This is a genomic window from Pseudomonas sp. B21128 (genome assembly GCF_044218865.1).
Taxonomy (GTDB): Bacteria; Pseudomonadota; Gammaproteobacteria; order Pseudomonadales; family Pseudomonadaceae; genus Aquipseudomonas; species Aquipseudomonas iridis.
Genome location: NZ_CP162590.1, coordinates 484,838 through 511,417, shown reverse-complemented (window position 1 = coordinate 511,417; position 26,580 = coordinate 484,838). Strand labels below are relative to the sequence as shown.

Genomic DNA, 26,580 nt, shown 5'->3' with positions numbered 1-26,580 from the left:
GGTAGCCCGGCGCGAAGTCAGAAAATTGCCGTCAATTCAGAAACGATGAAGCGATTCACTCGGGCGAGTGAAAACTCAGGCTGTAATTCACCGCTTTAGGGCCTGGATCGAGAATATCCAGCGCGATGTGGATCGGCGTTTGTGGCGGCATCTCCGCCAAACCTTCGAGATCGCCGCTCAAGTATTCGCCGGGCTTGAAGCGCCGACTGGCGATCAGGTGGCCGTTGAGGTCGGCAAACCGCAGCTCCAGCAACGGAAACGGCTGGGAGAACGTTGCACGGTTATAAATGATCGCGTCGACCACCAGCGCGCCGTTGAACTCCGGATGGCTGCGCACCACCAGGTTGCTGCTTTTGATTCTGGCAATGTCGACCTTGGACGGCACCGTGCAGCCGATTTGCGGGCAGACTTGCTGGAACCATGGGCGGTATTGATCCTGCCGCGCCAGTTCGTCGAAATGGTAGGCGATATACTGGGCGGCGAGGCCACCAGCGGCGAGCAACACCAACACCAGCCAGAGCAGGCGACGGGCCCAGGGTGAGCGACGCTTTTGCCAGTCCAGTTGCAGCGGGTCGTCAGTAAGGTCCTGCAAGACTTCGGCGCGTACACCGGGGTCTGCGCGCTCACGTTTTTTGCGCTGCGGTTCGAGCAATGGCAGATCGTCATCGCTGTCGTCACTGGCGGACAGGCGTTCGCGGCGGGCATTCGGATCGATCGGATCGTGCAGGCGCAATTGCGGGATCGCCGGTTCATCATCCAGATCCACCGGCTCCAGCGACAGCGACAGCGAGGGCTCGGTGCGTGCGGGTTTGATCGGTTCCTCGACCACTTGCGGTTCGGCTTCAGGCTCTGCTCTCTCATCGGCAGGCTGGCTGAACAGGCTGCCGGGCCAGACCGCTTCATCCGGTTCCGGACTGTCGCGGCGGGCACTCAGAGAGTCTTCGCGCGGACGACCGAATTCGGTGGTTGGCTGGATTTCCCGTTGTTCGAGGCGGGCGAGTTCTTCGTCCAGGTCGAGACTGTCGAGGTCCAGCTCCGAGGCGCTCCATTGCTTTTGGCTGATGGCGCGGGTGACAGGTGGCTCGACAATCGCGGGCGATTCAACCACCGGCGGTGGTGCAACCGGCAGTTGTTCGGCATTGGCGGGTGCAACCGGCGTCACCGCATCCTTGCCCGCGTGCTGCTCAAGCAGCTGTTTGGCGGCGTTGAACACTTGCAGGCAGGAGCCGCAGCGAACCACCCCGCGGGCCACGCTCAATTGAGCATGGCTGACGCGGAAACTGGTTTGGCAATGCGGGCACTGAGTGACGAAGCTGTCGGTCATGCGGCGATCCGGATTATGCAGGCGGCCATTCTAGCGCCGACGCCCGGTGATGCGCACCCAGCCATCGCGATTGGCGATCGGGTCGAGATCAAAGTCCTGAGCGTAGGCAGCAGCGACTTCATCACCTTGTTCAGCGAGGATGCCCGACAGCGCCAGACGCCCGCCGGGTTTGACCAGGCTGGACAATTGCGGTGCCAGCGAAACCAGCGGGCCGGCGAGGATATTGGCGACCAGCACGTCGGCTTTGACCTGCGGCAGATCTTGCGGCAGGTACAGCGGGAACAGCTCATCGGCGATATTGTTGCGCCCGGCGTTGTCGCGCGAGGCTTCCAGCGCCTGCACGTCGATGTCGGTGCCGACGGCTTCCTTGGCACCGAGCAGCAGGGCGGCGATGGCCAGAATCCCCGAGCCGCAGCCGAAATCCAGCACGTTGCAGTCTTTGAGGTCCTGACCGTCGAGCCATTCCAGGCACAGCGCGGTGGTCGGGTGGGTGCCGGTGCCGAACGCCAGGCCCGGATCCAGCAGCAGGTTGACTGCGTCAGGCTCGGGCGCGGCATGCCAGCTCGGGACGATCCACAGGCGCTGGCCGAAACGCATTGGCTGGAAACCATCCATCCAGCTGCGTTCCCAATCCTGGTCTTCGATGACTTCACTGTGGTGCTCGGGCAGCGGGCTGCCGGTCAGCAATTCGAGGTGGGCCAGCACGGGGGCAGGCTCGGTGCCGCCCTCGAACAGGGCCAGCAGGTGAGTGTGCGCCCACAGCGGAGTGGTGTTGAGTTCCGGCTCGAAGATCGGCTGGTCTTCGGCGTCCATGAAGGTCACCGAAACAGCGCCCACTTCAAGGAAAGCGTCTTCGTAGGTTTCGGCTTGTTCCGGGCTGATGGCGAGTCGTACTTGCAGCCAAGGCATGGCGGGCACCTTTGAAAAATATTGATTGCAGACTAGCGGTCTGCGAGAAGCGCGCAAGTTTACGCGAGCGCGCAGGGTTTGTGGGAGCTGCATTTGTAGCGCAGAGGTTGAGCGAAGCGTGGAGCCTGTGGGAGCGAGCCTGCTCGCGAACGCGGTGGGTCAGCAATGAAGGTGGCGACTGGCACGGCCTCTTCGCGAGCAGGCTCGCTCCCACAGGGGGGGGGAAACCTGTAGATACAACAAAGCCGCCCGAAGGCGGCTTTGTCTGGTGCGGGCTGAAGCTTAGTGCTTCTCGTCAGCCAGCTTGTGCTCGAGGTAGTGAATGTTCACGCCCCCTTTGCAGAAGCCTTCGTCACGAACCAGATCACGGTGCAGCGGGATGTTGGTCTTGATCCCGTCCACCACGATTTCGTCCAGGGCATTGCGCATGCGGGCCATGGCTTCGTCGCGGGTAGCGCCGTAAGTGATCAGCTTGCCGATCAGCGAGTCGTAGTTCGGCGGAACGGCATAACCGCTGTACAGGTGCGAATCGACGCGAACGCCGTTGCCGCCTGGCGCGTGGAAATGCTTGACCGTACCCGGGCTCGGCATGAAGGTTTTCGGGTCTTCAGCGTTGATCCGGCATTCCAGCGAGTGACCGCGGATCACCACGTCATCCTGAGTGAACGACAGCTTGTTGCCAGCGGCGATGCTGAGCATCTCCTTGACGATGTCGATACCGGTAACCATTTCCGAAACCGGGTGCTCCACCTGAACACGGGTGTTCATTTCGATGAAGTAGAAACGACCGTTCTCGTACAGGAACTCGAAAGTGCCGGCGCCACGGTAGCCGATGTCGATGCACGCCTTGACGCAGCGAGCCAGAACTTCCTGGCGAGCCTGCTCGTCGATGCCCGGTGCCGGCGCTTCTTCGAGAACCTTCTGGTGACGACGTTGCAGCGAGCAATCGCGGTCGCCCAGGTGGATGGCGTGACCCTGGCCGTCGGACAGAACCTGCACTTCGACGTGACGCGGGTTGGTCAGGAATTTTTCCAGATAGACCATCGGGTTCCCAAATGCCGCGCCTGCTTCGGTGCGGGTCAGTTTGGCGAACGAGATCAGGTCTTCTTCCTTGTGCACCACGCGCATACCGCGACCACCACCGCCGCCAGCGGCTTTGATGATCACCGGGTAGCCGACTTCACGGCCGATGCGCAGCGCCGTTTCTTCGTCTTCCGGCAGTGGGCCGTCAGAACCTGGAACGGTTGGCACGCCTGCTTCGATCATCGCGTGCTTGGCCGATACCTTGTCGCCCATCAGGCGAATGGTGTCGGCTTTCGGGCCGATGAAGGCGAAGCCGGAGTTCTCGACCTGCTCGGCAAAATCGGCGTTTTCCGCGAGGAAACCGTAGCCTGGGTGAATGGCGGTAGCGCCAGTCACTTCGGCAGCAGCGATGATGGCCGGGATGTGCAGGTAAGACTGAGAGGCCGAGGCCGGGCCGATGCAGACGGATTCGTCTGCCAGACCCAGGTGCATCAGCTCTTTGTCGGCCTTGGAGTAAACGGCGACGGTCTTGATGCCCATCTCTTTGCAGGCACGCAGAATCCGCAGGGCGATCTCACCGCGGTTCGCGATCAGAACTTTTTCCAACTTCGCAGTCATCAAAGGCTCTCCGCAGTTCAAACGATGGTGAACAGCGGTTGGTCGTACTCAACCGGCTGGCCGTCTTCGACGAGGATGGACTCGATCACACCGCTGGTTTCAGCTTCGATGTGGTTCATCATCTTCATGGCTTCAACGATGCACAACGTGTCGCCTTTCTTCACGGTCTGGCCGACTTCAACGAAGGACGGCGAGGCTGGCGAAGACTTGCGGTAGAACGTGCCGACCATCGGCGAACGGGCAACAGTGCCGTTCAGCGCCGGGGCAGCAGCGGCAACCGGAGCAGCTGCAGCTACAGGGGCGGCGGCTGGTGCAGCGGCCGGCGCTTGCATCGGTGCAGGCGCGTAGTACTGCTGAGCCGGGGTCTTGCTGTGACGGCTGATGCGTACGGACTCTTCGCCTTCCTTGATCTCGAGCTCGTCGATGCCGGACTCTTCCAGCAATTCGATCAGTTTCTTAACTTTACGGATATCCATGAATCATCAACTCCCAAGGGTCGGTCAGGGGCGCTTAACGCTTGTCGTTCAAGTCGTTGCCTGTGTTTCAAGCAGTTCTAGTGCAGCCTCCAGGGCCAGTCGGTAACCACTGGCGCCAAGGCCGCAGATCACTCCCACCGCTACGTCGGAGAAGTAAGAGTGATGGCGGAAAGGTTCGCGCTTGTGCACGTTGGACAAATGCACTTCGATGAATGGGATGCTCACTCCCAGCAACGCGTCACGTAATGCAACGCTTGTATGTGTAAATGCGGCCGGATTGATCAGGATAAAATCCACACCTTCGCCGCGTGCGGCGTGGATGCGGTCGATCAATTCGTACTCGGCATTGCTTTGCAGATACAGCAGATGATGGCCGGCTTCACGGGCGCGACGCTCCAGATCCTGATTGATCTGCGCCAGGGTCGTCGACCCATAGGTGCCCGGTTCGCGGGTGCCGAGCAGGTTCAGGTTGGGGCCGTGCAGCACCAGTAGGGTTGCCATCTGCGTTGTCCTTGTCATGAATGAGCAGTCGTCAGAACCCGGCGACTATGCCGCAAAGACTTTATGACTGTCCAGTTCTATGCAATAGCCAGCACGATGGCCGATGTTTGCGCAAAATATGTGACCGAGTGATCGGATCCGGTCATTTGCATCACGCAGCTCCGACAGGGAATGTTGTCAGACGCGAAAGGCTTGCACGGCTGTGTGCAACTGTCCGCCCAACACCAGCAAGTTCTCACCCTGTTCGCGACCCTGGCCGATACGCAGCAAGTTATCCCCACCCAACTGGTGAATCCGCTCACTGTGATTGCGAATTTCGCTGACGGCGCCACTTTGCTGGGCGGTGATATCGGCGATGCGGATCGCTGTCTCGGAAATGGTCTGGATCGCACCGACAATCTTGTCCAGCGCACCGTCCGCCGCTTGTGCCTGATTCGCCGTCGCTTCGGCGTGCTCGACTTGCGCACGCATGCCTTCGACCGATTGCCGGGCCGCGGTTTGCAGGCCGGCGATCAGGGTTTGAATTTCCGCCGTCGCCCCGGCCGTACGCTGCGCCAGGGAGCGCACTTCCTCGGCCACCACGGCAAACCCGCGGCCCATTTCCCCGGCGCGCGCCGCTTCAATGGCCGCGTTCAGTGCCAGCAGATTGGTCTGGTCGGCAATCGAGCGGATCACCGTCAGCACGCCGCCAATGGTCGCTGACTCTTCAGCCAGGTGCTCGATCATCTGCGCATTGCCCTGCACTTCGCCGACCAAGGCGTGCAGGCCCGTGAGGCTCTGGCCGATGACAGTCTGACCCTGCTCGACAGCCAAACCGGCGTGACGGCTGGCATCGGCAGCCTGACGCGCGTCCCCGGCAACTTGCTGGATAGTCGCCTCCAGTTCGCCGAGCGAATCGCGTATCAGCGCGGTATCCCCGGCCTGATGTTCGGCGCCGCTGTGCAAGTCGTTGCTCAACTCGGCGAGGGTACGACTGCTGCCCGCGACTTGTTCGGCGTTGCCACGAATGGTCCCGACCAGATCCACCAGGTACGCGCGCAAGCGATTGAGCGAGGCCTCGATGTCGTGCAGTTCGCGGTTGGTCTTGCCCAGTTGAATGTCGCGACTGAAATCGCCGTCGGCCCAAACGGACAATGCCGGCGCGAGGTTGGTCAGGGTTCGCGCAAGACGCCGTTGCAGGGTGTCGATCAGCAGTGCAATCAGCAGGATCAGGCCGATCATCACGCCTTGCATCAGCCGCACTTCGCCCTGAATTTGCCCGTGCTGGGCACGCACCACCGGCTCCAGACCGGCGATGGCGTGTTGCACGGCAGCGATTTTCGCGTGGGTGGCGGTGCTGAGTTCGCTGCGTTTCTGGATTTGCTCGCGGGTGCGCGCAAGCTCTGCCGGGTAGCGACCGAGCAGGCTGTTGAGTTCACGTTTGAGGCCGACACCGGCATCCTCGGCGGCGGCTTTATCGCTGCTTTCGATGCCCATCATCGCCGCGAAGTCGTCGCTGCTCGATTCGTTGCTGGCCACTACACCCAGCAGGGGCAGGGCATCGATCAACTGTGCTTGAGCACGGATATTGCTGACTTCGCGCTCAACGTCGACCGCCAGTTCACTGCGGCCGCTGCTGACCAGTTTGTCTCGCGCCAGTGAAAGTTTGCCCAAGTGCTGAGAGGCGGCAAGCAGCGGCGTCAGGTAGGCCGCGTTGCCGCTGGCATAGGCGCTGAGCTGGTCGAGGCTGGCGCTCAATTCGCGCTCGGCCTGCAACAGCAATGCCTGCGGATCACCGGCCAGTTTGCCGGCGGCGAGCAAATCGGTTTTGCTGAATTCATCGAGGCCTGACAGGCTCGGGCGCAACGTATCGGCCAGCGCCGGTGGCAGTTCGCCGAGTTGTTTTTGTACGCTGTCGATGGCCTGACTGGCGCCGCTCAGACGCAAGGCATCGCCGCTGGCGAGGTAGTCCTCGACGTTGCGCGCCACCTCGTTCTGAAATTGCTGCGACAGCCCCAGATAACGCTCCATCAACAGATACGGGCGTTCCAGCGCTTTTTGCGACCACCACAGCGTGGCGCCGAGTGCGAGGCACACGGCGACCAGCAGCAGGGTATTAAGATTTGTGAGCAACTTCAGGCGCATGACCGCTACCAACGACAGAAATGGTAAGCGCCTGAATTTATTGCGGTTCTATTACAGGGTTATGACCGAATCGGTTGATTCCGATGAAATAGTGGCACTTTGCTTTGAATCCCGCGCCTTTTGCACTCGATTACGCCCGCCATTCTTGGCGCGGTACAGCGCCTCATCGGCCTGGCTGGCCATCATCAGGCTGTCGGAATCATCGCGCATCTCCACCACGCCGGCGCTGAAGGTGCACCACAAATCATGAGGTTGTGCCGGGTAATGGATTTCGGCGAAACGCTGACGAATCTCGTCGAGTACCTTGTGTGCGGCTTCCATGTCAGTGTCGGGCATGACGATGGCGAACTCTTCGCCGCCGTAACGGCCGATGAAATCGGTTTTGCGCAAACGTTGCTTGAGAAACAGTGCAAGGCTCTTGATGACGCGGTCGCCCATCGGGTGGCCGTGGCTGTCGTTGACCCGTTTGAAGTGGTCGATGTCGAGCATGGCAAAGCTCAGCGGCTTGTTCTCGCGACGAGCGCGGAATGAGCAGTCTTCGAGCAGTTGCAGGATATGCGTGTGGTTATACAAACCGGTGAGGCTGTCGCGCACCATCCGTGCTTTCAAGTTGCGCGCGCGGGCAGCGCGGTTGCGCACGGTGGTGATCAGATGACGCGGCTTGATCGGTTTGGTCAGGAAGTCGTCGCCGCCCTCGCTCATGGCGTCAAGCTGCTTGTCCAGATCGTCCTCGGCCGACAGGTAAATGATCGGCACGCTGACATAGCGGTCGTTGTGGCGGATCACTTTGGCCAGTTCGGTGCCGGTGCAGGCTGGCATGTACATGTCGAGGATGATCAGGTCAGGCTGGAAATCCGCCAGTTCAGCCATCGCCTGAATCGGTTCGATCAAGGTGCGGGTGACGATCCCGGCGCTGTTGAGCAGGCGTTCGGTGTGCATGGCCTGGGCGCGGGAATCATCGATGATCAGCACTTTATAAGGTTCGTACTGGGCGACGCAGGTCAGGACTTCGATCTTTTCCAGCAGGCTCGACGCTTCGAGGGTGCCGGTGAGGAATTCCTGGCCCCCGGCGCGTACTGCCGCGAGGCGTGTCGGGGTGTCGGTTTCGTGCAGGCTGAAAAACAGCAACGGCAACGGTTCATCCAGGCCGACCTGGGCTTCGGCCGCGAGTTTCAGGCCAACGCCGGCACCACTGAAATCCACGTCCATGACGATCGCGGCCGGCAAGCGCTCGACCATCGATGAGCGAAACGCCGCGACGCTGTCCAGCGACTGGGCGCTAAGGCCGAAGAATTCCAGTTGCTTGGCCAGCCGCTCGGCGCGGTCGTGATCCTGCAGCATCACGTAGATGGGTTTGCGCAACGGTGGCAGGAAGGTCTGGTCGAGCTGATCGCCCTGGCGCAAGCCGGTACGCGATAATCGCTGCATCAAACGATTGAGGTCAGTGATCAAGCCACTGCTCAGGCGCCCACGATTGGCGTCCACGGCTTCCAGCGACTGACTGATGTGGCGCGCGAGCTGGGTGTGTTCAGGCTGTTCGAAGCGCTCGGCAAAGCGCAGCAGGCGCAGGTTGGCCTCACTCAGTTCGGCGAGGTCGACGGTGGACCATTCACTGCGTTGCAGGCGCTGCCATATCTCAAGAATCTGACGTGCCTGATGAATTACCCGCTGGGCAAAGTGGTGCTTGAGACGCTCACGGCTGGGGTCTTCTGGCTCGGTCATATCCTGACTACTAGTTAGGGTGCATGCTGAGATCGACTGGTGGCTCTATGCTAGCACCTCTTTTCCCTTAGACGAGTGTCGTACGTCAATAATCTGTAATGCGTCACCATTCAGTTTCTGACCGAGTGGTTTTGTTTTCGGCCTGGACGTGGGCAAAGGGCCTGTAAGCAGGGCGCTTTAATATATAGCGGCTAACATTTCAGGTAACTCTGGGCGTCTCACACCCATTGAGCAAGTGGGGTTTTAACGGCGCTGCGTCAGGTGAATGGCATCAGGGATTCCCTTAGGCCGGACGGATGCGTCGAGCGCCTGCACCATTTGCGGCATATCTTCACGCGCAGGTGCCCGGCCTTGGCACGTTGTTGTATGGTTGTGGTCGAACCGTTGACCCCAAGTGATTGAAAGGATATCGCCATGCTGGACTGGAAAAACCGCGCGGGCGCCGCGCCTGAACGTGCCGCCGAGCCCAAATCGGCCGCCCGCAGCTATGTCGGCGGGCTGTTGTTCAGCCGTGCGTTGGCCACTCTGCTCGGTATTTATTTGTTAGTGACCATTGGCCTGGGCTGGTACTGGAGCCAGGAGCCGGCGTTATTTCCGGTGGCGCAAAACGCGCAACTGGCCGCCGAGAAAGAAGGCAAGCAGATGGTGATCGGCTACACCACCGTCGAAACCCTGAAGTCCGTGGCCGGCACATTGCTCGACAAGCCGGGTGGTTACATTTCCAACGACCGTTTTCCCCCTGGCCTGTGGATGGACAACACGCCGAGCTGGGAATACGGCGTACTGGTGCAGGTCCGTGACCTGACCCGCGCCTTGCGCAAAGACTTCGCCCGTTCGCAATCGCAGTCGGCCGAAGACTCCGATCTGGCCAAGGCCGAACCGCGTTTCAACTTCGACAACAAGAGCTGGATCCTGCCGTCGAGTGAGTCCGAATATCAGGAAGGCATCAACTCCCTGAGCCGCTATCAGGCGCGCCTGTCTGATCCTTCGCAGAAAAACGCGCTGTTTTACGCACGCGCTGACAACCTCAACAACTGGCTCGGCGATGTCGGCACGCGTCTGGGTTCACTGTCGCAACGACTGTCGGCCAGTGTCGGTCGGGTCAAACTCAACACTGCGCTGAAAACCGAAGTTCCGGCTGTCGGCGAAGTGCCGCAGCTTGACGAAGAAGTCGTCGAAACCCCATGGATGCAGATCGACAACGTGTTCTACGAAGCGCGCGGCCAGGCCTGGGCACTGTCGCACTTGCTGCGTGCCATCGAAGTCGACTTCGCCGATGTGCTGGCGAAGAAGAACGCCACGGTCAGCGTGCGTCAGATCATCCGTGAGCTGGAAGCGTCGCAAGAGCCAGTGTGGAGCCCGATGATTCTCAACGGCAGCGGCTTCGGCGTATTGGCCAACCACTCGCTGGTCATGGCCAACTATATTTCCCGGGCCAACGCGGCTGTGATCGATTTGCGTCAACTGCTCAACCAGGGCTGATACATGAGTCAGAACGCCAAAGAGGCGGCCCATCGCGCCGCCTCGGATGCCGAACAGATCGCCTGGGTCGACGAGCAGGACAACCTGCTCGGTGCCCTGGTGCGTGCCGATCTGCGTGAGCGCGGGCTGATCGGTCGCGGCACTTACATCATGTTGTTCAATTCCGCCGGTGAACTTTGTGTGCACCGGCGAACCTTGAGCAAGGCGATCTACCCCGGTTACTGGGACGTGGCAGCGGGCGGCATGGTGCAGGCCGACGAAACCTATGCCGAGTCGGCTGCCCGTGAGCTGGCGGAAGAGTTGGGCGTCAGCGGTGTGGAACTCACTGCTCACGATCATTTTTACTTCGAGGACACCGGCAATCGTCTGTGGTGTTCGGCGTTTTCCGCCGTGTGGGACGGCCCGCTGAAACTGCAGCCGGAAGAAGTCCTGGAAGCGCGCTTTATTCCGGTCGAACAGGTCATGCAGGAAATCCGGCAAAAGCCTTATTGCCCGGACTCTCTGGCCGCTTTGAAGCGCTATCTGAAGGCGCAACAAAGCGACGTCGCAAAGAACACATAAATTGGCGCTGATTGGCACTTAGCAATTGGCTTTTTTGCCGTTACACTGCGCGACCTTTTCAAGCTGCACCGACCTGCTTTTGTTGAAGCGCCGGTGCAGTAGCGCTGCCCCTGCCTGAGTGGGGCTTCGCGGTCGATAACCTTGCCCAAGGTTGCGATCAGTCTTTGTCCTCCCAAGAGGATTGCCGGTGGCCAAAAAAGCCGCATCCTTCGCCGCCCTTGGCGGTCTGGTATTTTCCACCGACGCAGGTCGTCATTGCCCGGAATGCAGTCAGCCGGTGGACGCCTGTATCTGCAAACAAACCGTGATCCCTGCCGGTGACGGCATTGCCCGCGTGCGTCGCGAGAGCAAGGGCCGGGGCGGCAAGACGGTGACCACCATCACCGGCGTGCCACTGGCCGAAGACGCGCTCAAGGAGCTGGCGACAACGTTGAAGAAACGTTGCGGCACCGGCGGGGCGTTGAAGGACGGGATCATCGAAATCCAGGGCGATCATGTCGAGCTGCTCTTGGCCGAACTGATCAAGCACGGTTTCAAAGCGAAGAAATCCGGCGGCTAGCAGCCTCTGTGAAAGCCACCAGCGGCTTGATCCGGAGCTGAACAGGTTCATCTCCGGCGTCGTCTCCATGGTTTTCACAGAGCCTGTTCATGACCGGTTTCTAAACTCCACGCGGTCAGCGCGGTCTACCGCCGCGCTGACGAACCGTCATTTTCATACTTTAGACTGCGCCGGCCTGAGATCAGGCGACGCACTATGACTTCTTTATAGGGGACTTCGATGTCCGTACGACGCACACGCAAAGACGATGGCAGCCAATGGACAGTTGCGGACAGCCGCAGTGTTTACGGGATTCGCCATTGGGGGGCCGGGTATTTCGCGATCAATGACGCCGGTCGCGTCGAAGTTCGTCCGAACGGCCCGAGCAGCTCGCCTATCGACCTGTTCGAGCAAGTCGACCAACTGCGCAAAAGCGGTTTGTCCTTGCCGTTGCTGGTTCGTTTCCCCGACATCCTGCAAGACCGTGTACGCCAGCTGACCGGCGCGTTCGATGCGAACATCGAGCGTCTGGAATACCAGAGCAAGTACACCGCGTTGTACCCGATCAAGGTTAACCAGCAAGAAGCGGTGATCGAGAACATCATCGCCACCAAGGACGTGTCCATTGGTCTGGAAGCCGGCTCCAAGCCTGAACTGCTGGCCGTGCTGGCGCTGGCGCCGAAGGGCGGCACCATCGTCTGCAACGGTTACAAGGACCGCGAGTTCATCCGCCTGGCGCTGATGGGTCAGAAGCTTGGCCACAACGTGTTCATCGTGATCGAGAAAGAGTCCGAAGTTGCGCTCGTGATCGAAGAAGCGGCCTCGCTCAAGGTCAAGCCACAGGTCGGCTTGCGCGTGCGTCTGTCGTCGCTGGCTTCGTCGAAGTGGGCGGACACCGGCGGCGAGAAATCCAAATTCGGTCTGTCGGCGGCGCAATTGCTGTCGGTGGTCGAGCGCTTCCGCGCGGCCGGCCTGGATCAGGGCATCCGCCTGCTGCACTTCCACATGGGCTCACAGATTGCCAACCTGGCTGACTATCAGCACGGCTTCAAGGAAGCGATCCGTTACTACGGCGAGCTGCGCAATCTCGGTCTGCCGGTCGATCACATCGACGTCGGTGGCGGTCTGGGTGTCGACTACGACGGCACGCACTCGCGCAACGCCAGTTCGATCAACTACGACATGGACGATTACGCCGGTGTCGTGGTCGGCATGCTCAAGGAATTCTGCGACGCGCAGAGCCTGCCGCATCCGCACATCTTCTCCGAAAGCGGCCGCTCGCTGACCGCGCACCACGCCATGCTGGTGGTGCAGGTGACCGACGTCGAGAAGCACAACGACGAGATCCCGAAGATCGAAAACAAGGAGTCGCTGCCGGAAACCGTGCAGTGGCTGGTTGACCTGCTCGGCCCGACCGACATCGAAATGGTCACTGAAACCTACTGGCGCGCCACCCACTACATGAGCGACGTGGCTGCGCAATACGCCGATGGCAAGCTGACCCTGGCTGAAAAAGCGTTGGCCGAGCAGTGCTACTTCGCCGTGTGCCGTCGCCTGCATAACTCTCTGAAGGCCCGTCAGCGTTCGCACCGTCAGGTGCTCGACGAGCTCAACGACAAGCTGGCCGACAAGTACATCTGCAACTTCTCGGTATTCCAGAGCCTGCCGGACACCTGGGCAATCGATCAGGTCCTGCCGATCATCCCGTTGCACCGGCTCGACGAAGAGCCGCTGCGTCGCGCGGTGCTGCAGGATTTGACCTGCGACTCCGACGGCAAGATCAACCAGTACGTCGACGAGCAGAGCATCGAGACCAGCCTGCCTGTGCACGGCTTGAACGAAGGCGAGGACTATCTGTTGGGCGTGTTCCTGGTCGGCGCCTATCAGGAAATCCTCGGTGATATGCACAACCTGTTCGGTGACACCGACTCGGTGAACATCTATCAGAACGCCGATGGCAGCGTGTACCACGCCGGCATCGAGACCCACGACACCATCGAAGACATGCTGCGTTATGTGCACTTGTCGCCGGAAGAACTGATGACCCACTACCGCGACAAGTGCGCCAGTGCCCGCATCAGTGCCAGCGAGCGCACGCAATTTCTCGATGCCTTGCGTCTGGGCCTGACCCGCTCCTCCTACCTGTCTTCCTGAGACCAGGTTGCTGTCTCGCCGGGTTGTCTGAAATTTTCCCTTTTATTGTGGAAATTTCGGATAGCCCGGTGGGATATATCCCAAAATCTTCGCGATATGTTTGGCTATCCCGGTCAGCAAAGTCATCCGGTCTGCTTTTCGCGTAGGTCATTTCCTAAGTTGTACTTCAGCTCTCTACTCGGCCATGGCTCTCGGCGAGAATCCCCGACCGCCCCTCCTGTAGAGATCTGCCTATGTTCGATCCAGTCAACGAGTCGTCATCTCGTCTCGATGTAGCGGGCCTGTCCGACCCTTTCGAAGTCCTGGCCTTTACCGGTAGCGAAGCCCTCAACGAACCTTTTGCGTTCGAAATCGATGTGTTGATCGACGATCCGCAACTGGACCTCGCCGGCCTGCTTTATCGTTCGGCGTTCCTCTGTTTCGGACCGTCGGGGGAGGGCGTGCACGGGCAGTTGCAGAGCCTTGTCCAGCATGAGCACGGACTCGGTTCGCGGTTGAGCCGGATCCGTCTGGGACCGAAACTCGCTTGCCTTGATCTGCGCATCAGCCAGCGGATCTTCAGCGGCCGCTCGGTGCCACAGATCATCGAGCAGGTGCTCAGGGAGCACGGGATCGTCGGTGCGCAGCGACGCTTCGAACTGCGTGGCGACTACCCGGCCCGCACGTTCTGCACGCAATACCGCGAATCGGATCTGCAACTGCTGCAACGCTTGTGCACACAGGCGGGTATTCACTATTTCTTCGAGCATACGCACGACAGGCATTGCCTGGTGTTCGGCGATGACCCGGCGCATTTTCCGCTGACTGGCGCCGCGCTGTATCAAGGTGAACAGAACGGCAAAAGTGCCTGTCCTGCGGTGCACCATTGGCAGTTGCATGAAGCGATGCAGGCCGGTCCGCAAGGCTTGCGGCAGGCCACAAATGCCGAAGGACGCAGTGATCTTGCGGCGTTGCGCAGCGGGCATTGGCTGCGCCTGGTCGGGCATCCTTTCCCCGAATGCAATCGGCAATGGTTGTTGACCCGAATCGAACACAGCGCTGATCTTTCCCTTGATTTGCCGTACGCCAACCGATTGTTCGCCGCCGTGCAGTTACCCTCATCGGCGCCGTCGCGCTTGCGCATGCACAGCCTGCAGCGGGCCTGGGTGGTGACCGTAGACGAACCGCAACCCGACCGTTTCCGGCCGGTGGCGGTGCAGTTCGACTGGCTCTACCAAGGCGAAGGTGCGGCGCCGAGTCATTGTTGGCTGCCGCTCGCGCCGGCCTTGGCCGAAGCACCTTTGCACGCATTGGGCGATGGTGTCGAAGTGGTGGTGAGCTTCTTTGAGGGTGACCCGGATCAGCCAATGATCAGCGGCGTTTTACAATCGTCAGTCGCTGCTGCGCAAACCAGCGATGCGCCAACGCCGCCGCTGCCGGACAGCCTGGCGAGTGAAGGCTTGCAGCAAATGCTGGCGTCAGGCGAGCCATTGCTGTTGTTGTGCCTGATCCCTGGGGGCGGCAGTTTCAACCATTGCACAGAGGCGGTTTGCAGTTGTCGGCTGGTCACCACGCTTGAACAGAGCAGCGCAAGATGAGCGGCGTGGCGCTTGAGCCGATAGCGCAATGGCTGTTGCTCGACGGCGCGGACGCAGCGCGGGCCTTGACGACGCTGCGCCAGGGTTTCGCCGGGTTGCCGAGTTTCAAGCTGTTCGACGGCACCGAGTTTGAGCCAGTCAGCGACCACGGTCCCGTGCTGGTCGATATGCGCGACAGTCCGGCGCTGGCGTCGTTGTGTCACACCGATCCGGACACCTGGCGCGGGCTGTTGATGGACAGTGAAGCATCGCCCCGAGAACTGCTGAGCCACTTGCAACGCATGCTCACGGTTTCGTTCGGGATGAGCCATCGGGCCCTGCTCAGCTATTACAACCGCCAAACCGCGAGCTATTTTTTCGACGCCTGCGACGCCGCTGAGCTGAGTCGCTGGCTCGGGCCTATCCGCCTGTTGCACTGGTTCGGTGGCACCTGGGCCGATCGCGCCATTGGCAGTCAGGGCTGGCAGCAGTTGCGCAATCCGGGGCTGGCCGTGGAGCCGTTGAGCATCGAAGAGAGCCTTACCCGGCGACAGTGCGAACGCCTGCAAACCTGCCTGCTGGAGCAACACATCTGGCGCTGGTGCCAATCGTTGGGAACCGATTACGCGGCGATGGCCTCCCATGTTCAACAAGGCCTGGCGTTGGGCTTCAGCGACCGCACCGTGCTCGAAAGCTGGTTGTGGCTACGTTTGCAGCATCCGCGTGCAGTACTGGTGCCGCCACCGCAGGATTTGACCCAGCAAGAGCGGCTCGACCATGTGCGGCGCCAATGGCGCGGCGATCAAATTTGACTTGAGGTTCGACGCGTATGGCAGGTTGTTTCCGGCAAGGATTCGCTGCAATGTTCGGCGGTTTGTTGCTGTTGGCGTTGAGTGCCTGTTCGCCGGTCAAGCTGCTCAATGCGCTGACCCCGGACAGCACGTTCGACAAAACTGCCGGTATTGCTTATGGCGACGATCCACGACAAAAACTTGATGTGTACGTGCCGCGTCACGCGTTGCCCGATGCGCCGGTCGTGGTGTTTTTCTACGGCGGCAGTTGGAACAGCGGTGCACGCGAGGACTACAACTTTGTTGGCGAGGCGTTGGCGTCGCGGGGCATTGTCGCGGTTGTGGCGGATTATCGGCTGTATCCGCAGGTGCGTTATCCACTGTTTCTGCAGGACGGCGCGCGAGCGGTGGCATGGACCAAGGCGCACATCCGCGAGTTTTCCGGCAATCCACAGCGTTTGTACCTGATGGGGCACAGCTCGGGTGGCTACAACGCGGCGATGCTGGCACTGGACGGCGATCTGCTCGCTGCGGCGGGCATGTCCCCCAAGGACCTGCGCGGCTGGATTGGTCTGGCCGGGCCGTACGACTTTCTGCCGATCGAGAACCCCGCTGTGCGCCCGGTGTTTTTCTGGCCCGACTCGCCGCCGCAGTCGCAGCCGATCAATCATGTCAGTCGCGGTGCGCCGCCCGCGCTGCTGATCGCGGCGAGCGAGGATGATCTGGTCAATCCGACGCGCAACACCGGCGGCCTGGCGCACAAACTGCGCGCGGCCGGGGTGCCGGTGCAGGATTTCTACTATTCGCGGCCCAATCACATAACGCTGGTGGCGACGCTGTCGCGACCGTTACGTGGACTGGCGCCGGTGCTCGATCAAGTGGTCGGCTTCATCAAGCACACGCCGACTCAGTGAGCGGTGCCGGTGAACCAGCCGTCGTTGCGCTTCAGCCACCAGGCTTGCGCACCGAGGGTCAGGCTGCGCAGCACCATGAACAACAGGAACGTTATCCACAGGCCATGATTGCCCAGACCTTGCAGCGCCCAGGCGAACGGCAGGAGCAAAACCACCGTCATGAGCATGCCGTTGCGCATTTCCCGGGCCCGGGTGGCGCCGATAAACAGACCGTCGAGCAGGTAGCTCCACACCGCAACCAATGGCAGCACGGCGAGGTAGGGCAGGTAGACGAAGGCGGTGTCCCGCACGTTCTGGATGTCGGTTTGCATCTCGATGAACAAGTGCCCGGCCAGGAGAAACAGCAGGGCAAAGCCGAGACTGGCGATCAGTGACCAGCCACCGGCAACCACCAGTGAACGGCGCAAGGCCAAGCGATCACGGGCACCGATGGCGTGTCCGCAGAGCGCTTCGACCGCATGAGCCAGACCATCCAGGGCATGGGCGGTTAGCAACAAGCCATTGAGCAACAGCGCGTTGGCGGCGACCGTCGCATCACCGAGCCGCGCACCTTGCACCGTGATCAGGAAAAACACCGATTGCAGCGCCAGGCTGCGGATGAAGATATCGCGATTGACCGCCAGCAGCGGTCGCCAGCTCTGCCACACCTTCAGCGCGGCCCAGGCGATGTGCCCGGGATAGGCGCGCAACGCTTTGCGGGTCAGCAGCAAGCCGAGCAGGGCGCCGCTCCATTCGGCGATGACCGAGGCCCGAGCGGAGCCGACCACGCCCCAGTCCAGGCCGATGACGAACCATAGATTGAGGGCGATGTTGATCAGATTGGTCGTCAGCAGAATCGCCAGCGGCGCCCGCGCGTTCTGGGTGCCTAGGAACCAGCCGACCAGCGCATAACTGGCCAGCGCGGCGGGCAGGCCGAATAGCCGGGTGTGGAAGAACTCACGAGTGAGCTGATCAAGCTCCGCCGACGGCTGCATGAAATGCAACGCCACGCCGCTCAGCGGAACACCCAGGGTGCCAAGTACCAGCGCCAGTCCCATTGCCAGCAGCAAGCCTTGCAACAGAATCTGCCGCAGCGCCGCACCATCACTGCGCCCGGCCGCTTGTGCGGCGAACCCGGTGGTGCCCATGCGCAGGAAACCCATGGCCCAGGCGAGAAAGGTATACAGGCTGGAACCGACTGCCACCGCGCCCAGTTGATGGGCGTGGGGCAAGTGGCCGATGACGGTGCTGTCGACCAGCGCTACCAGCGGCACGGAAATATTGGAAAGGATCATGGGCGCCGCGAGCGCCCAGACCTTGCGGTGAGTCGGGCGGTCGCGCCAGTCGGCAATCAGGTTGGACATGCGGGCTCCTTGGGGGAGCGGGGATTGTAGCGCTAGAAGCACCCTCACCCCAGCCCTCTCCCGGAGGGAGAGGGGGCCGATCTCAGTCGTTTGCAAAACCTGAGTTCGACTCGGTATCTCACGTCGGCGTATGGCCGCAGAACACCGCGGTCAGTCCTTCTGAGAGGGGGCCGATCTCCGTCGTTTACAAACCTGAGTTCGACTCGGTATTTCATGTCGGCGTATAGCCGCAGAACACCGCGGTCAGTCCCCTCTCCCTCCGGGAGAGGGTTAGGGTGAGGGGCTTCCAGAGGTCTAGTGAATAATCCAGCTCAACAACCATAACCCCAGCAACAACCAGATAATCCCGGCAATGATCGACGCATTCATGAACGCACGGATCGCCGACCACAGCAGCATCAAGCCGACAATCAGGGCAATGATGCTGATGATCGATGTGTCCATCCCCAGCGTCCTGGCCAGGCCGTCGACAAAGTTGCCACCGGCGTTGCTCAGTATGTTGAACAAACCACTGAGGCCATCGACGATAAAGCGGATGACCGCACCGAGTGCCTGGCCGAGCCATTCGAAAAAGCTTTCTACCTGCATGTGTGCATCCTGATGAAAGAGCTGAGCCTTGGGCCACAACGCAGGTGGCCGAGTTCCCTGCAACTATAGAGGGTTGCAGGGACCTGTGGGAGCGAGCCTGCTCGCGAAGGCGGCGTTTCAGGTAAATCAATGGTGGATGACCTAACGCTTTCGCGAGCAGGCTCGCTCCCACAAAAGCGCCGCATGTTCGCTTGCGTTCAGTCGCCTTCCCCCCGAAGCTATACGCCTTCAGGAGAACCCGATGAACCTTGTTGAACTGACCGAACGCCTGCACGCCATTCGCGATCGCAATGACTGGCGGCAATTTCACAGCCCGAAAAACCTTGCCATGGCCGCCAGCGTCGAGATGTCCGAACTGGTGGAGATCTTCCAGTGGCTGACGGAAGACCAGTCGCGCCAGTTGCCGGCGGACAAACTCGCCCACGCCGGGCAGGAAGTGGGTGACATCGTCTTGTATCTGTTACTGCTGTGCAGCGAGTTGGGGTTGGACATGAATGAAGTGGTACGCAGCAAACTCGCCGACAGCGAACGGCGGTTCAGCTGATGAGCGACCGGCATTTCGATCAGTTGGCGACGCGTTTCGCCGAAAAAATCTATGGCGGCGCCAAAGGTGCCATTCGCCTCGCGGTGCTGCAGGCTGACCTTGCCGAAGCGCTGCCGGATCGCCCGATGCGGGTGCTCGACATCGGGGGTGGTCTGGGGCACATGTCGCTGTGGCTGGCAGAGCGTGGGCACGATGTAACCTTCACCGAGCCGGCCGAGCCGATGCTCGAAGGCGCTCGCCAGCGCTTTGCCGAAGCGGGGCAAACGGCGACATTCATTCAGGCGCCGTGGCAAGAACTGCCCGGCCAGCTCACTGAACCCTACGACCTGGTGATCTGCCACGCCGTGCTGGAGTGGCTGGCCGAACCCCACGCGATTTTACCGGTGCTGCATCAGTTGACCCAGCCCGGTGGCTGGTTGTCGCTGGCGTTCTACAACCGCGATGCGCTGATCTACCGCAATCTGCTCAAGGGCCATTTCAAGAAAATGCGCAAGAACGTCATGGCCGGCGAAAAGCAGAGCCTGACCCCGCAGCAGCCCCTCGACCCGCGAGAACTTGCAACGCAACTCGAAGGCTTGTGGCAGGTCGAAAGCCAGAGCGGAGTGCGGGTTTTCCACGATTACATGCCGGTGGAATTCCAGGCCCGCGTCGAACTCGCGGATTTACTCGAGATGGAGCTCGCCCACCGTCGTCACCCAAGCTTCGCCGGGCTTGGGCGTTACTTGCACTGGATCTGCCGGCCGATCTGATCGGAGCGCGACATGAAAGCTCAATCCGGGTTATTGCTGATCTGTCTGGGGTTGGCTGCTTGCCAGGGCAGCAATCCGTACGTGGCGCAGTCGCGACCCTTGCCACCGGCGCCGCCGCAAGCCGCCCACACGTTTGACCGCAGCGCCTACCCGGCGCCACCGCGTGATTATGGGCGCTATCGCAGTTGGGCCTGGCTCAACGGGCAATTGCCGCCGGGCACTGCGTGGGCGGATTCGGCGCAAGTCGCCGAAGCGGTGAGCAATGCGCTGGATCAGCGTGGTTTACGGCCGTTGCATGACAATCGCCCGGCGGATCTCTTCGTCACCGCCGACCTGCGTCTGGAAACCCGCTTGCGTCAGGAACGGGACGATTACGGCTACTACGGCGGATACGGTGGGTACGGCAGCCATGATCGATACGGACGCGGTTACGGCATGTACAACACTGTACCGATCGTCCGTACCTATCAGGAACAGGTCGTGGTGGTGCGGGTCGATCTGTTCGATGCCGGGACCGGTCAACCGGTGTGGAGCGCCAGCGCCGAAACCGCCAACAAGGGCAGCCAGATCGACCGCACCGATGCGATTCGCGAGGCTGTGGAAAAGGCCATGTCGGCGTATCCTCCGAGTTAGCTTCCTGCCTACGAGTGGAGAAAACCCATGTTCCGCCGTCTCGCTTTACTGGCCATGGCCGCGCTGCTCAGCGCCTGCGCCTCGAACCAGGTCAACCATGACTTTGATGCCAGCCGCGACTTCGCGGCCTATCGCAGCTGGAGCTGGAAAGATCCCGCCCTGCAATATCGCCCGGATGACCCACGGATCAAGAGCGACTTGACCGAACAAAGGATTCGTCAGGCGGTGACCGATCAGCTCGATCAACGGGGTTTGCGTCCCGCTGCGGCAGGCGTGAAGGGTGACCTGAACGTGCAGACTTACTTGATTGCCGAGGATCGCCAGCAGCAAGTGACGACGAACTACGGCGGCGGTTGGGGTGGCCCATGGAATGGTTACTGGGGCGCGCCGATGTACAACGAAACCCGCAACATCACCTACAAGGTCGCAACCATCCAGGTCGACTTGCTCGATGGCAAGGACGGCAAACTGGTGTGGCGCGGCAGTGATGAGCAGATGCTCGCCAGCAGGCCGAATCCAGAAGACCGCAGCAGCGCGATACGTGAGACCGTCGCGCGCATCCTGGCCAACTACCCCCCGCGCTAAAACCTGCCAAGTAAGGGAGCCACTGAGCTCCCGTTTCTTTGCCCCACCACAAATCCCCTGTGGGAGCGAGCTTGCTCGCGAAAGCGGTGTGTCATTCACGATCAGTTTTACTGACAAGACGCCTTCGCGAGCAAGCTCGCTCCCACTGTGTTTTGTGATGACAGAACTGGCTTGGTGCCAGCAGCCTCGCCGGGCCCCGTCTACACTCAAATCCACCCATGGAGGTTGCGCTCGGCGGTGCGCCGGCAAAGGAGTGCGCGATGTTCCCTCGTTCACAATTCAACAGCCCGGCCCGACAGCGCGGGGCGATCGGTCTGACGGCGGCAATGACCCTCGGCGTTGCGGTGTTGATGATGTTGCTGGTGGTCGATACCGGCCGCTTGTACATGGAGCAGCGCAAACTGCAGCGCGTGGTGGATAACGCCGCCCTGGAAGCGGTGAGTCGCGGTGGCCATTGCCTGCCTGGCCTGACGGCAGCTACTTACGCCGGGCAAAGCGCCGTGCGCAATGGTTACACCGTCGATACCGCCAATACCCTGGCGACCAGTTGTGGCACTTTGCTGACCGGTGCCGACGGGATGCGCACGTTCACCGCTGATGCGGCTCAGTCGGCCGCGGTCCGGGTTGCGGCCAGTCGCACGGTGACCACCAGTTTCGCCCGTGGCATACGCGCGTTGTTCTCGGGGGCATCGGTCAGCCAGAACACTACCTTGCAGGCTTCCGCCGTTGCCGCAAAACCGCAGCCGACCGTCGCCCAACTGAACATTCGCAGTAATCTGGCGAGCATCGATACCGCTCAGTCGAATATTCTCAACCCGCTGTTTTCGGGACTGCTCGGTGGCAACGTCAACCTCACCGCGCTGGGCTGGGATGGACTGTTGAAGACTGATATCAACCTGCTCAAATACCTTGATCAACTGGCGATCAACCTCAATGTCGCGGCCGGCAACTACAGCCAATTGCTCAACACTCAAGCCTCGGTCACGCAACTGATTCAAGCCGCTGCGACAGTGGCGCAACTCAACGGCGCGACCGCTGAAGTGATCACCGCGCTCGGCGCGCTGCAAGTGGCCGCGATCAACGCGGCGCCGGTCAGGCTCGGCGAGATTCTGCAATTGCAGACCGGCACCACATCGGCCGGGCTGGATGCCAATCTGCAACTGCTGCAACTGATACAGGGCGTGGTGCAACTGGCCAACAGCAAAAGCGCGGTAGCGGCGACGTTGCCGATCAATCTGCCGGGGTTGGCGAACGTTACGGTGCGGGTGAAAGTGATCGAACCACCGCAGTTTTCCGCGATTGGCGACCCGGCCCGAGCCAAGGCCAACCCGCTGGGGCCGGACCGGATCTTTGTGCGCACGGCGCAAGTTCGTACGATGTTGTCAGTCAATCTGCCGGTGCTTACGGGGGTCACCGGGTTGGCCAACGCAGTGCTGGGATTAGTCGGCACATTGACCCCGACGTTGAATGCGCTGTTGAGCCTGAATCTGGTGGATACGCTTAATTCCGTGTTGTGTTTGCTGGGCGCTGGTTGCGAACAGCTTGATCCGAAATTGCTGCCATCCCCGCGAATCGATATTGCCCTCGATGCCGGCGGCGCGAAGAGTTATGTCACTGATTACAGTTGCCCGACCGGCAGCACGGGTACGAAAAGCCTGACCGCCCACACCATTACCTCTATCGCCGATCTCAAGGTCGGCCAGATCGACCCGATCAACGCTTTCTCGTCGGTCGCCGAGCCGACGGTCATGCCGCTGCCGTTGATCGATCTTGGCACTGTCACGTGTCACAAGATTCTCGGGATTGGCTCGTGCAATCCCGCCACCCATGTGCCATATCGCGCCGGTGGAATCGGGATCAAACTCGACACCAGCGTTGCGCAAAACTCGCAGGACTTGCTGTTTTCCAGCGCCACGCCGTTCGCCACCCCGGCCAACCTGAAACTGCCGCCAAGTATTCAGGCGGTGGTACCGACAAACGATATCGTTGCAAGCCTGGCCAATAGCCTGGCGGGCATCAACCTGATCGTCTACAGACCGGTGGGCAGCAACCCGCTGGGCGCTATCGTGACGGGCGTGGCGTCCTTGATCAGCGATGTCACCAATCGTCTGTTGCCAGTGGTGACCGGGCTGATATCGCCGCTGCTCGACCCCCTGCTCAACAACCTGCTGAAAAGCCTGGGCATTAATCTGATGGACGTCGATGTGGGCGCCAACATGACGTGCGGGCAGACGGGCAGAGCCTATCTGGTGATCTGATCGCTGGGTGCAATCGGTAGCTCGATACAGAACCGCGCACCCTCGTCGCCATTGCGCACGCTCAGGCGCCCGCCCATGTTTTCGATGATGCCGTAACTCACCGACAAGCCCAGACCGGTGCCGACGCCGACGGGTTTGGTGGTGAAAAACGGCTCGAAGATTCGCTCCAGCAGGCGCGGATCAATGCCGCCGCCGTTGTCCTCGACCCACAGCCGCACCACATGCTCGTCGCACTCGGCGTGCACGGCGATCCATGGCTGAAAGTCGCGATGGGTCTCACGCTTGCCGAGCAGGGCGTCACGGGCATTGACCATCAGGTTGATCAGCACTTGCTCAAGCTGATCGACGTAACCGCGCACCTGAACCTCAAAGCCAGCCTCTTTGATTCGCAACTCGACGCCTTTGCCGCGCAGGCCTTCGGACAATAGCGCCAGCGTGCCTTCAATGGCATCGAGGGGGTTGAAGGGGTGTTGTTCGATTTCCGAGCGGCGGCCGAACACACGCATGTGATCCACCACTCGCGCCGCCCGTTGCACCTGGGCGTCAATGCGTTTGAGCTTGTCGGTCAGATAGTCGATCTGCACATCGCCGTTGCTCAAACGCTTGAGTACATTGACGATGGCCATGCGCATCACGTTCAGCGGCTGATTGATCTCGTGCGCCAGGCCGGTGGCCATTTCGCCGAGGGTGGCCATTTTTGCGCTCTGCGTCAGTTGCTGCTGCGAGCGGCGCACTTCGGTGTTGTCGCGGCCCACTGCTTGCACTTCGAGCAAACGCCCGTGCTCATCGAACACGCCACGATCCGACCAGACCCACCACGCATGCTCGCGACCGGGCAGGCGCAGATTGATTTCGGCGGTACTCACCGGCAGTTCCGGGGTCAGTTGCGCCAGGCGCTGAACAAAGGCTTCGCGCTGTTCGTCAGACATCCAGTTGCCCAGATTCACCCCGGGCAACTGCTCCGGCGCGCACTCCAGATAAGTCGCCAACGGCCGGTTGCCGAAGGTCAGTGTCAGGTCCGGGCGGTAGCGGCAAATCATCGCCGGCGAATCTTCGACCAGAATCCGGTAGCGCTCCTCGCTGGCCTTGACCTGCTCGGCGGCGAGCGTCGCTTCGGTGACGTCCAGCCACAGGCCCACCGCTTCGACGGGCAGGCCGAGATCGTCGCGCAGCAGTTTGGCTTCATCGAGCAACCAGTGCGCCTGACCCTGACGGTCGATCACCCGATAACGAGCGCTCACCGAGCCTTCACGCAGCAACTGGCGAGTGCGTTCGAAATAGCGCGGACGGTCTTCGGGGTGGACGTGCTCCACCAGTCGACCATCGGCACAATCGGCGAGATTCCACCCGAGCAAGGGTTGCAGGCTGGCGCTGAAAAACGTCGGTTGCAGCGCGCCTTCTACGTAGCGCTGCACGTAAATCACCGCGGGTGAACTGGCGATCAGATTGTCCAGTCGCGCATGAGCAGCGGCGGCCTGCTGCTGTTGATTCTTGATGTCGCTGATGTCGAGCATGAACCCTACCAGTCGGCGCTCGGCACCGATGCCCAGCGACCGGCCTTGCAGGCGATACCACAGCGGCAACGATTGATCGCTGGTTTGCAGGCGCACGCACAATTCCAGCGGGGTGCCGTCATCCTGCAAGGCTTGCAGATGGCTGCGCAGCTCATCGCGGTCGGCGGGATGCACGTGGCTGAACCAGTCCTCGATCGAGATGCGCTCGGCCTGCAGGCCGAGGTGCTCAGCCAGTATCGGCGCCAGTTGCACTTCGGCGCTGGCGCTGCTGACTTCCCACCAACCGGTGCTGAGCAATGCCTGGAGGAGTTCCAGTCGTTCCAGCTGTTGATGATGACGGTGCTCGCGCAGTCGCTCCAACAAAGGCGCGGCGACGGCGGCAGCCAACAACAGCCAGTCGTGATCGTTCAGGTCGGGCACCTGTTGCGCCGCGTTATAGTCCGCGCACAGCAACCATGCCGCCACGCCTTGAGCGTCGCGGTAGGGCACGGCAAAACCTTCGTTCGGGCCGAGCAACGCACTCAGTCGCGGCTGCTCGCTCGCCAGCAAACGTTGCGGCAGGGCGCCGTTCAGGCTGTCGAGGGCGGTGCCCAGGCGCTGCTGATCACGCCACACCTGCGGTGCATTCGGCGCCGCGTAGTACTGATGAATCTGCCAGCCCTGACCCTGCTCATCGAGCAGGGCCACCGCCACGCTGGGAATGCGCAAGTGCTGACCCAAGCGTTGCAGCTGTTCGCTCAGCATCTGCGGAAGGCGGGCGAGGCTGCCCAGACGCAGTTGATCGCGAACCTGTGTGGCCAGCCACTGGCATTGCTCACGGCTGCGCGCCTGCCGCCGTTCGCCGAGCAGGTCACTGATGTCCAGCAATTGCAGAAGCCAGCCGTCACCTTGCGCCTGCACCCAGCCGCGCAAATGCAATGGCAGGCCAGCCAGGCTGAAAAAATCCAGGTCGAGCAGTTGGCCTTGCCAGTCGAACGGTCGACCTTCCAGCGCAAGGCGGCTGTGCGGCAATAAATATTCGAGCAGCGACGCGGTATGGCTGCCGGGCTTTTGTTGCGCAAGCAAATGGCGCAATGGTCCGCTCAAATGCTCGACGTGGCCGTCGTCATCCAGATACAGCTGCAAGCCGACGCCTGGCACGACAGGATTGTTCAGAGGCTGAGACGGGCCGGGTTGTCGGTTGAGCAGGCGGGCGAACAGCTTGTCACCCGTATTCAAAATTGCAGGCTCGACGAGGCGCTCAATGTCGCTGGCAGGCGCGGCACTGAACCGATCCCCGGCAGCACCAGGAACGGCAGCGCCTGATTCAATTTGCTGGTGGGATAGTGGATGGTTACGGTCAGCACGCCTGCGACGTAAGTGATGGTGCTGTCCGAGGTGGCGTTGAAGTCCAAGGCGCCGGGTAGCCAGGCCAGTTGTCTGGCCAGTTCGGTTCTGGCAGTGGTGGTGACGACGGTGGGGTAATTGTCGGTGGCCGGATCAAGCGCCACGCTGCGCCGCACAGCCTCGGCCGTCGATTCGTTGAACGACTGCATCAGCAACAGCGGCAAGCTGTAGCTGACCAGGCCATAAAACACAGCAAAAAAGATGATGAAGACCAAGGCGAACTCGATGGCGACTGCGCCTTTTTGCTTGCGGGGGAGGCCGGATTTCATGACTGCGTCTACCCTGAC

The 26,580-nt window shown here is 61.1% G+C and carries 23 protein-coding genes; 12 read left to right on the top strand and 11 right to left on the bottom strand.

Annotated features, from left to right (window positions below):
* Positions 1-55 precede the first annotated feature (55 nt).
* From AB4P91_RS02265 to gcbA, 7 genes are all read right to left on the bottom strand, one after another.
* On the bottom strand, positions 56-1,324 hold the full coding sequence (locus tag AB4P91_RS02265; RefSeq protein WP_395604242.1) for a DUF3426 domain-containing protein: 1,269 nt from the start codon (positions 1,322-1,324) through the stop codon (positions 56-58).
* A gap of 30 nt (positions 1,325-1,354) precedes the next feature.
* Positions 1,355-2,233, bottom strand: a complete 879-nt coding sequence (gene prmA, locus AB4P91_RS02260) for a 50S ribosomal protein L11 methyltransferase (protein ID WP_150596118.1) — start codon at positions 2,231-2,233, stop codon at positions 1,355-1,357.
* Positions 2,234-2,515: 282 nt separating this feature from the next.
* The gene (gene accC, locus AB4P91_RS02255; RefSeq protein WP_042557473.1) at positions 2,516-3,874 is read right to left on the bottom strand and encodes an acetyl-CoA carboxylase biotin carboxylase subunit; all 1,359 of its coding nucleotides are present in this window, start codon (positions 3,872-3,874) and stop codon (positions 2,516-2,518) included.
* Between the two features lie 17 nt (positions 3,875-3,891).
* Positions 3,892-4,350, bottom strand: coding sequence for an acetyl-CoA carboxylase biotin carboxyl carrier protein (gene accB, locus AB4P91_RS02250; protein ID WP_042557474.1), 459 nt, complete (start codon positions 4,348-4,350; stop codon positions 3,892-3,894).
* 48 nt (positions 4,351-4,398) lie between these two features.
* Complete coding sequence (aroQ, locus tag AB4P91_RS02245) at positions 4,399-4,851, bottom strand: type II 3-dehydroquinate dehydratase (RefSeq protein WP_042557475.1); 453 nt, start codon at positions 4,849-4,851, stop codon at positions 4,399-4,401.
* A 177-nt stretch (positions 4,852-5,028) separates the two neighbouring features.
* A complete protein-coding gene (locus tag AB4P91_RS02240) occupies positions 5,029-6,072 on the bottom strand; it encodes a methyl-accepting chemotaxis protein (protein WP_395604936.1) in 1,044 nt (347 codons plus the stop codon).
* A 954-nt stretch (positions 6,073-7,026) separates the two neighbouring features.
* Positions 7,027-8,697: a diguanylate cyclase GcbA gene (gene gcbA / locus AB4P91_RS02235; protein ID WP_150594108.1), complete on the bottom strand. Its 1,671-nt coding sequence runs from the start codon at positions 8,695-8,697 to the stop codon at positions 7,027-7,029.
* A 414-nt stretch (positions 8,698-9,111) separates the two neighbouring features.
* Between gcbA and AB4P91_RS02230 the strand changes: the two genes are divergently transcribed.
* The 7 genes from AB4P91_RS02230 (at position 9,112) to AB4P91_RS02200 (ending at position 16,693) form a co-directional block, all read left to right on the top strand.
* A complete protein-coding gene (locus AB4P91_RS02230; protein WP_150594109.1) occupies positions 9,112-10,179 on the top strand; it encodes a DUF2333 family protein in 1,068 nt (355 codons plus the stop codon).
* 3 nt (positions 10,180-10,182) lie between these two features.
* Positions 10,183-10,740, top strand: coding sequence for an NUDIX hydrolase (locus AB4P91_RS02225; RefSeq protein ID WP_150596121.1), 558 nt, complete (start codon positions 10,183-10,185; stop codon positions 10,738-10,740).
* A gap of 187 nt (positions 10,741-10,927) precedes the next feature.
* Positions 10,928-11,299, top strand: a complete 372-nt coding sequence (locus AB4P91_RS02220) for a translation initiation factor Sui1 (protein ID WP_016984929.1) — start codon at positions 10,928-10,930, stop codon at positions 11,297-11,299.
* A 219-nt stretch (positions 11,300-11,518) separates the two neighbouring features.
* Positions 11,519-13,432: an arginine decarboxylase gene (gene speA / locus AB4P91_RS02215; RefSeq protein WP_042557480.1), complete on the top strand. Its 1,914-nt coding sequence runs from the start codon at positions 11,519-11,521 to the stop codon at positions 13,430-13,432.
* 233 nt (positions 13,433-13,665) lie between these two features.
* Entirely contained in the window at positions 13,666-15,009 is a 1,344-nt protein-coding gene (locus AB4P91_RS02210) for a type VI secretion system Vgr family protein (RefSeq protein ID WP_395604241.1), read from the top strand.
* A complete protein-coding gene (locus AB4P91_RS02205) occupies positions 15,006-15,800 on the top strand; it encodes a DUF4123 domain-containing protein (protein ID WP_395604240.1) in 795 nt (264 codons plus the stop codon). Before AB4P91_RS02210 ends, AB4P91_RS02205 begins: the two co-directional genes overlap by 4 nt.
* A gap of 17 nt (positions 15,801-15,817) precedes the next feature.
* Positions 15,818-16,693, top strand: a complete 876-nt coding sequence (locus tag AB4P91_RS02200; RefSeq protein WP_395604239.1) for an alpha/beta hydrolase — start codon at positions 15,818-15,820, stop codon at positions 16,691-16,693.
* On the opposite strand, the gene AB4P91_RS02195 is transcribed toward AB4P91_RS02200, so the two are convergent.
* Positions 16,687-18,036 carry an MATE family efflux transporter gene (locus tag AB4P91_RS02195; protein WP_395604238.1) on the bottom strand — a complete coding sequence of 450 codons (1,350 nt, stop codon included), beginning with the start codon at positions 18,034-18,036 and terminating at the stop codon, positions 16,687-16,689. The two genes, AB4P91_RS02200 and AB4P91_RS02195, sit on opposite strands and share 7 nt — an antisense overlap.
* 294 nt (positions 18,037-18,330) lie before the next feature.
* Positions 18,331-18,624 carry a hypothetical protein gene (locus AB4P91_RS02190; protein WP_150594113.1) on the bottom strand — a complete coding sequence of 98 codons (294 nt, stop codon included), beginning with the start codon at positions 18,622-18,624 and terminating at the stop codon, positions 18,331-18,333.
* Between the two features lie 241 nt (positions 18,625-18,865).
* On the opposite strand from AB4P91_RS02190, the gene AB4P91_RS02185 reads away from it, so the two are divergent.
* From AB4P91_RS02185 to AB4P91_RS02165, 5 genes are all read left to right on the top strand, one after another.
* Positions 18,866-19,168, top strand: coding sequence for a MazG-like family protein (locus AB4P91_RS02185; protein WP_007951009.1), 303 nt, complete (start codon positions 18,866-18,868; stop codon positions 19,166-19,168).
* On the top strand, positions 19,168-19,917 hold the full coding sequence (locus AB4P91_RS02180; RefSeq protein WP_150596126.1) for a methyltransferase domain-containing protein: 750 nt from the start codon (positions 19,168-19,170) through the stop codon (positions 19,915-19,917). Before AB4P91_RS02185 ends, AB4P91_RS02180 begins: the two co-directional genes overlap by 1 nt.
* Positions 19,918-19,929: 12 nt before the next feature.
* Entirely contained in the window at positions 19,930-20,550 is a 621-nt protein-coding gene (locus AB4P91_RS02175) for a DUF4136 domain-containing protein (RefSeq protein ID WP_395604237.1), read from the top strand.
* Positions 20,551-20,577: 27 nt separating this feature from the next.
* The gene (locus AB4P91_RS02170) at positions 20,578-21,135 is read left to right on the top strand and encodes a DUF4136 domain-containing protein (RefSeq protein ID WP_395604236.1); all 558 of its coding nucleotides are present in this window, start codon (positions 20,578-20,580) and stop codon (positions 21,133-21,135) included.
* A gap of 260 nt (positions 21,136-21,395) precedes the next feature.
* A complete protein-coding gene (locus AB4P91_RS02165) occupies positions 21,396-23,393 on the top strand; it encodes a pilus assembly protein TadG-related protein (protein WP_395604235.1) in 1,998 nt (665 codons plus the stop codon).
* Here the strand turns inward: AB4P91_RS02165 and AB4P91_RS02160 are convergent.
* Positions 23,378-26,125 (bottom strand): PAS domain-containing protein, encoded by a 2,748-nt coding sequence (locus AB4P91_RS02160; RefSeq protein WP_395604234.1) that lies wholly within the window; start codon positions 26,123-26,125, stop codon positions 23,378-23,380. The genes AB4P91_RS02165 and AB4P91_RS02160 overlap by 16 nt on opposite strands.
* A complete protein-coding gene (locus AB4P91_RS02155) occupies positions 26,122-26,562 on the bottom strand; it encodes a TadE/TadG family type IV pilus assembly protein (RefSeq protein ID WP_150594119.1) in 441 nt (146 codons plus the stop codon). The genes AB4P91_RS02160 and AB4P91_RS02155 overlap by 4 nt, the downstream gene beginning before the upstream one ends.
* Positions 26,563-26,580 lie beyond the last annotated feature (18 nt).

What these genes read in the sequence shown, in the direction of transcription:
- AB4P91_RS02265 (WP_395604242.1), bottom strand. Translation starts at nt 1,324, where the DNA reads ATGACCGACAGCTTCGTCACTCAGTGCCCGCATTGCCAAACCAGTTTC.
- prmA (WP_150596118.1), bottom strand. Translation starts at nt 2,233, where the DNA reads ATGCCTTGGCTGCAAGTACGACTCGCCATCAGCCCGGAACAAGCCGAA.
- accC (WP_042557473.1), bottom strand. Translation starts at nt 3,874, where the DNA reads ATGACTGCGAAGTTGGAAAAAGTTCTGATCGCGAACCGCGGTGAGATC.
- accB (WP_042557474.1), bottom strand. Translation starts at nt 4,350, where the DNA reads ATGGATATCCGTAAAGTTAAGAAACTGATCGAATTGCTGGAAGAGTCC.
- aroQ (WP_042557475.1), bottom strand. Translation starts at nt 4,851, where the DNA reads ATGGCAACCCTACTGGTGCTGCACGGCCCCAACCTGAACCTGCTCGGC.
- AB4P91_RS02240 (WP_395604936.1), bottom strand. Translation starts at nt 6,072, where the DNA reads ATGATCGGCCTGATCCTGCTGATTGCACTGCTGATCGACACCCTGCAA.
- gcbA (WP_150594108.1), bottom strand. Translation starts at nt 8,697, where the DNA reads ATGACCGAGCCAGAAGACCCCAGCCGTGAGCGTCTCAAGCACCACTTT.
- AB4P91_RS02230 (WP_150594109.1), top strand. Translation starts at nt 9,112, where the DNA reads ATGCTGGACTGGAAAAACCGCGCGGGCGCCGCGCCTGAACGTGCCGCC.
- AB4P91_RS02225 (WP_150596121.1), top strand. Translation starts at nt 10,183, where the DNA reads ATGAGTCAGAACGCCAAAGAGGCGGCCCATCGCGCCGCCTCGGATGCC.
- speA (WP_042557480.1), top strand. Translation starts at nt 11,519, where the DNA reads ATGTCCGTACGACGCACACGCAAAGACGATGGCAGCCAATGGACAGTT.
- AB4P91_RS02210 (WP_395604241.1), top strand. Translation starts at nt 13,666, where the DNA reads ATGTTCGATCCAGTCAACGAGTCGTCATCTCGTCTCGATGTAGCGGGC.
- AB4P91_RS02205 (WP_395604240.1), top strand. Translation starts at nt 15,006, where the DNA reads ATGAGCGGCGTGGCGCTTGAGCCGATAGCGCAATGGCTGTTGCTCGAC.
- AB4P91_RS02200 (WP_395604239.1), top strand. Translation starts at nt 15,818, where the DNA reads ATGGCAGGTTGTTTCCGGCAAGGATTCGCTGCAATGTTCGGCGGTTTG.
- AB4P91_RS02195 (WP_395604238.1), bottom strand. Translation starts at nt 18,036, where the DNA reads ATGTCCAACCTGATTGCCGACTGGCGCGACCGCCCGACTCACCGCAAG.
- AB4P91_RS02190 (WP_150594113.1), bottom strand. Translation starts at nt 18,624, where the DNA reads ATGCAGGTAGAAAGCTTTTTCGAATGGCTCGGCCAGGCACTCGGTGCG.
- AB4P91_RS02185 (WP_007951009.1), top strand. Translation starts at nt 18,866, where the DNA reads ATGAACCTTGTTGAACTGACCGAACGCCTGCACGCCATTCGCGATCGC.
- AB4P91_RS02180 (WP_150596126.1), top strand. Translation starts at nt 19,168, where the DNA reads ATGAGCGACCGGCATTTCGATCAGTTGGCGACGCGTTTCGCCGAAAAA.
- AB4P91_RS02175 (WP_395604237.1), top strand. Translation starts at nt 19,930, where the DNA reads ATGAAAGCTCAATCCGGGTTATTGCTGATCTGTCTGGGGTTGGCTGCT.
- AB4P91_RS02170 (WP_395604236.1), top strand. Translation starts at nt 20,578, where the DNA reads ATGTTCCGCCGTCTCGCTTTACTGGCCATGGCCGCGCTGCTCAGCGCC.
- AB4P91_RS02165 (WP_395604235.1), top strand. Translation starts at nt 21,396, where the DNA reads ATGTTCCCTCGTTCACAATTCAACAGCCCGGCCCGACAGCGCGGGGCG.
- AB4P91_RS02155 (WP_150594119.1), bottom strand. Translation starts at nt 26,562, where the DNA reads ATGAAATCCGGCCTCCCCCGCAAGCAAAAAGGCGCAGTCGCCATCGAG.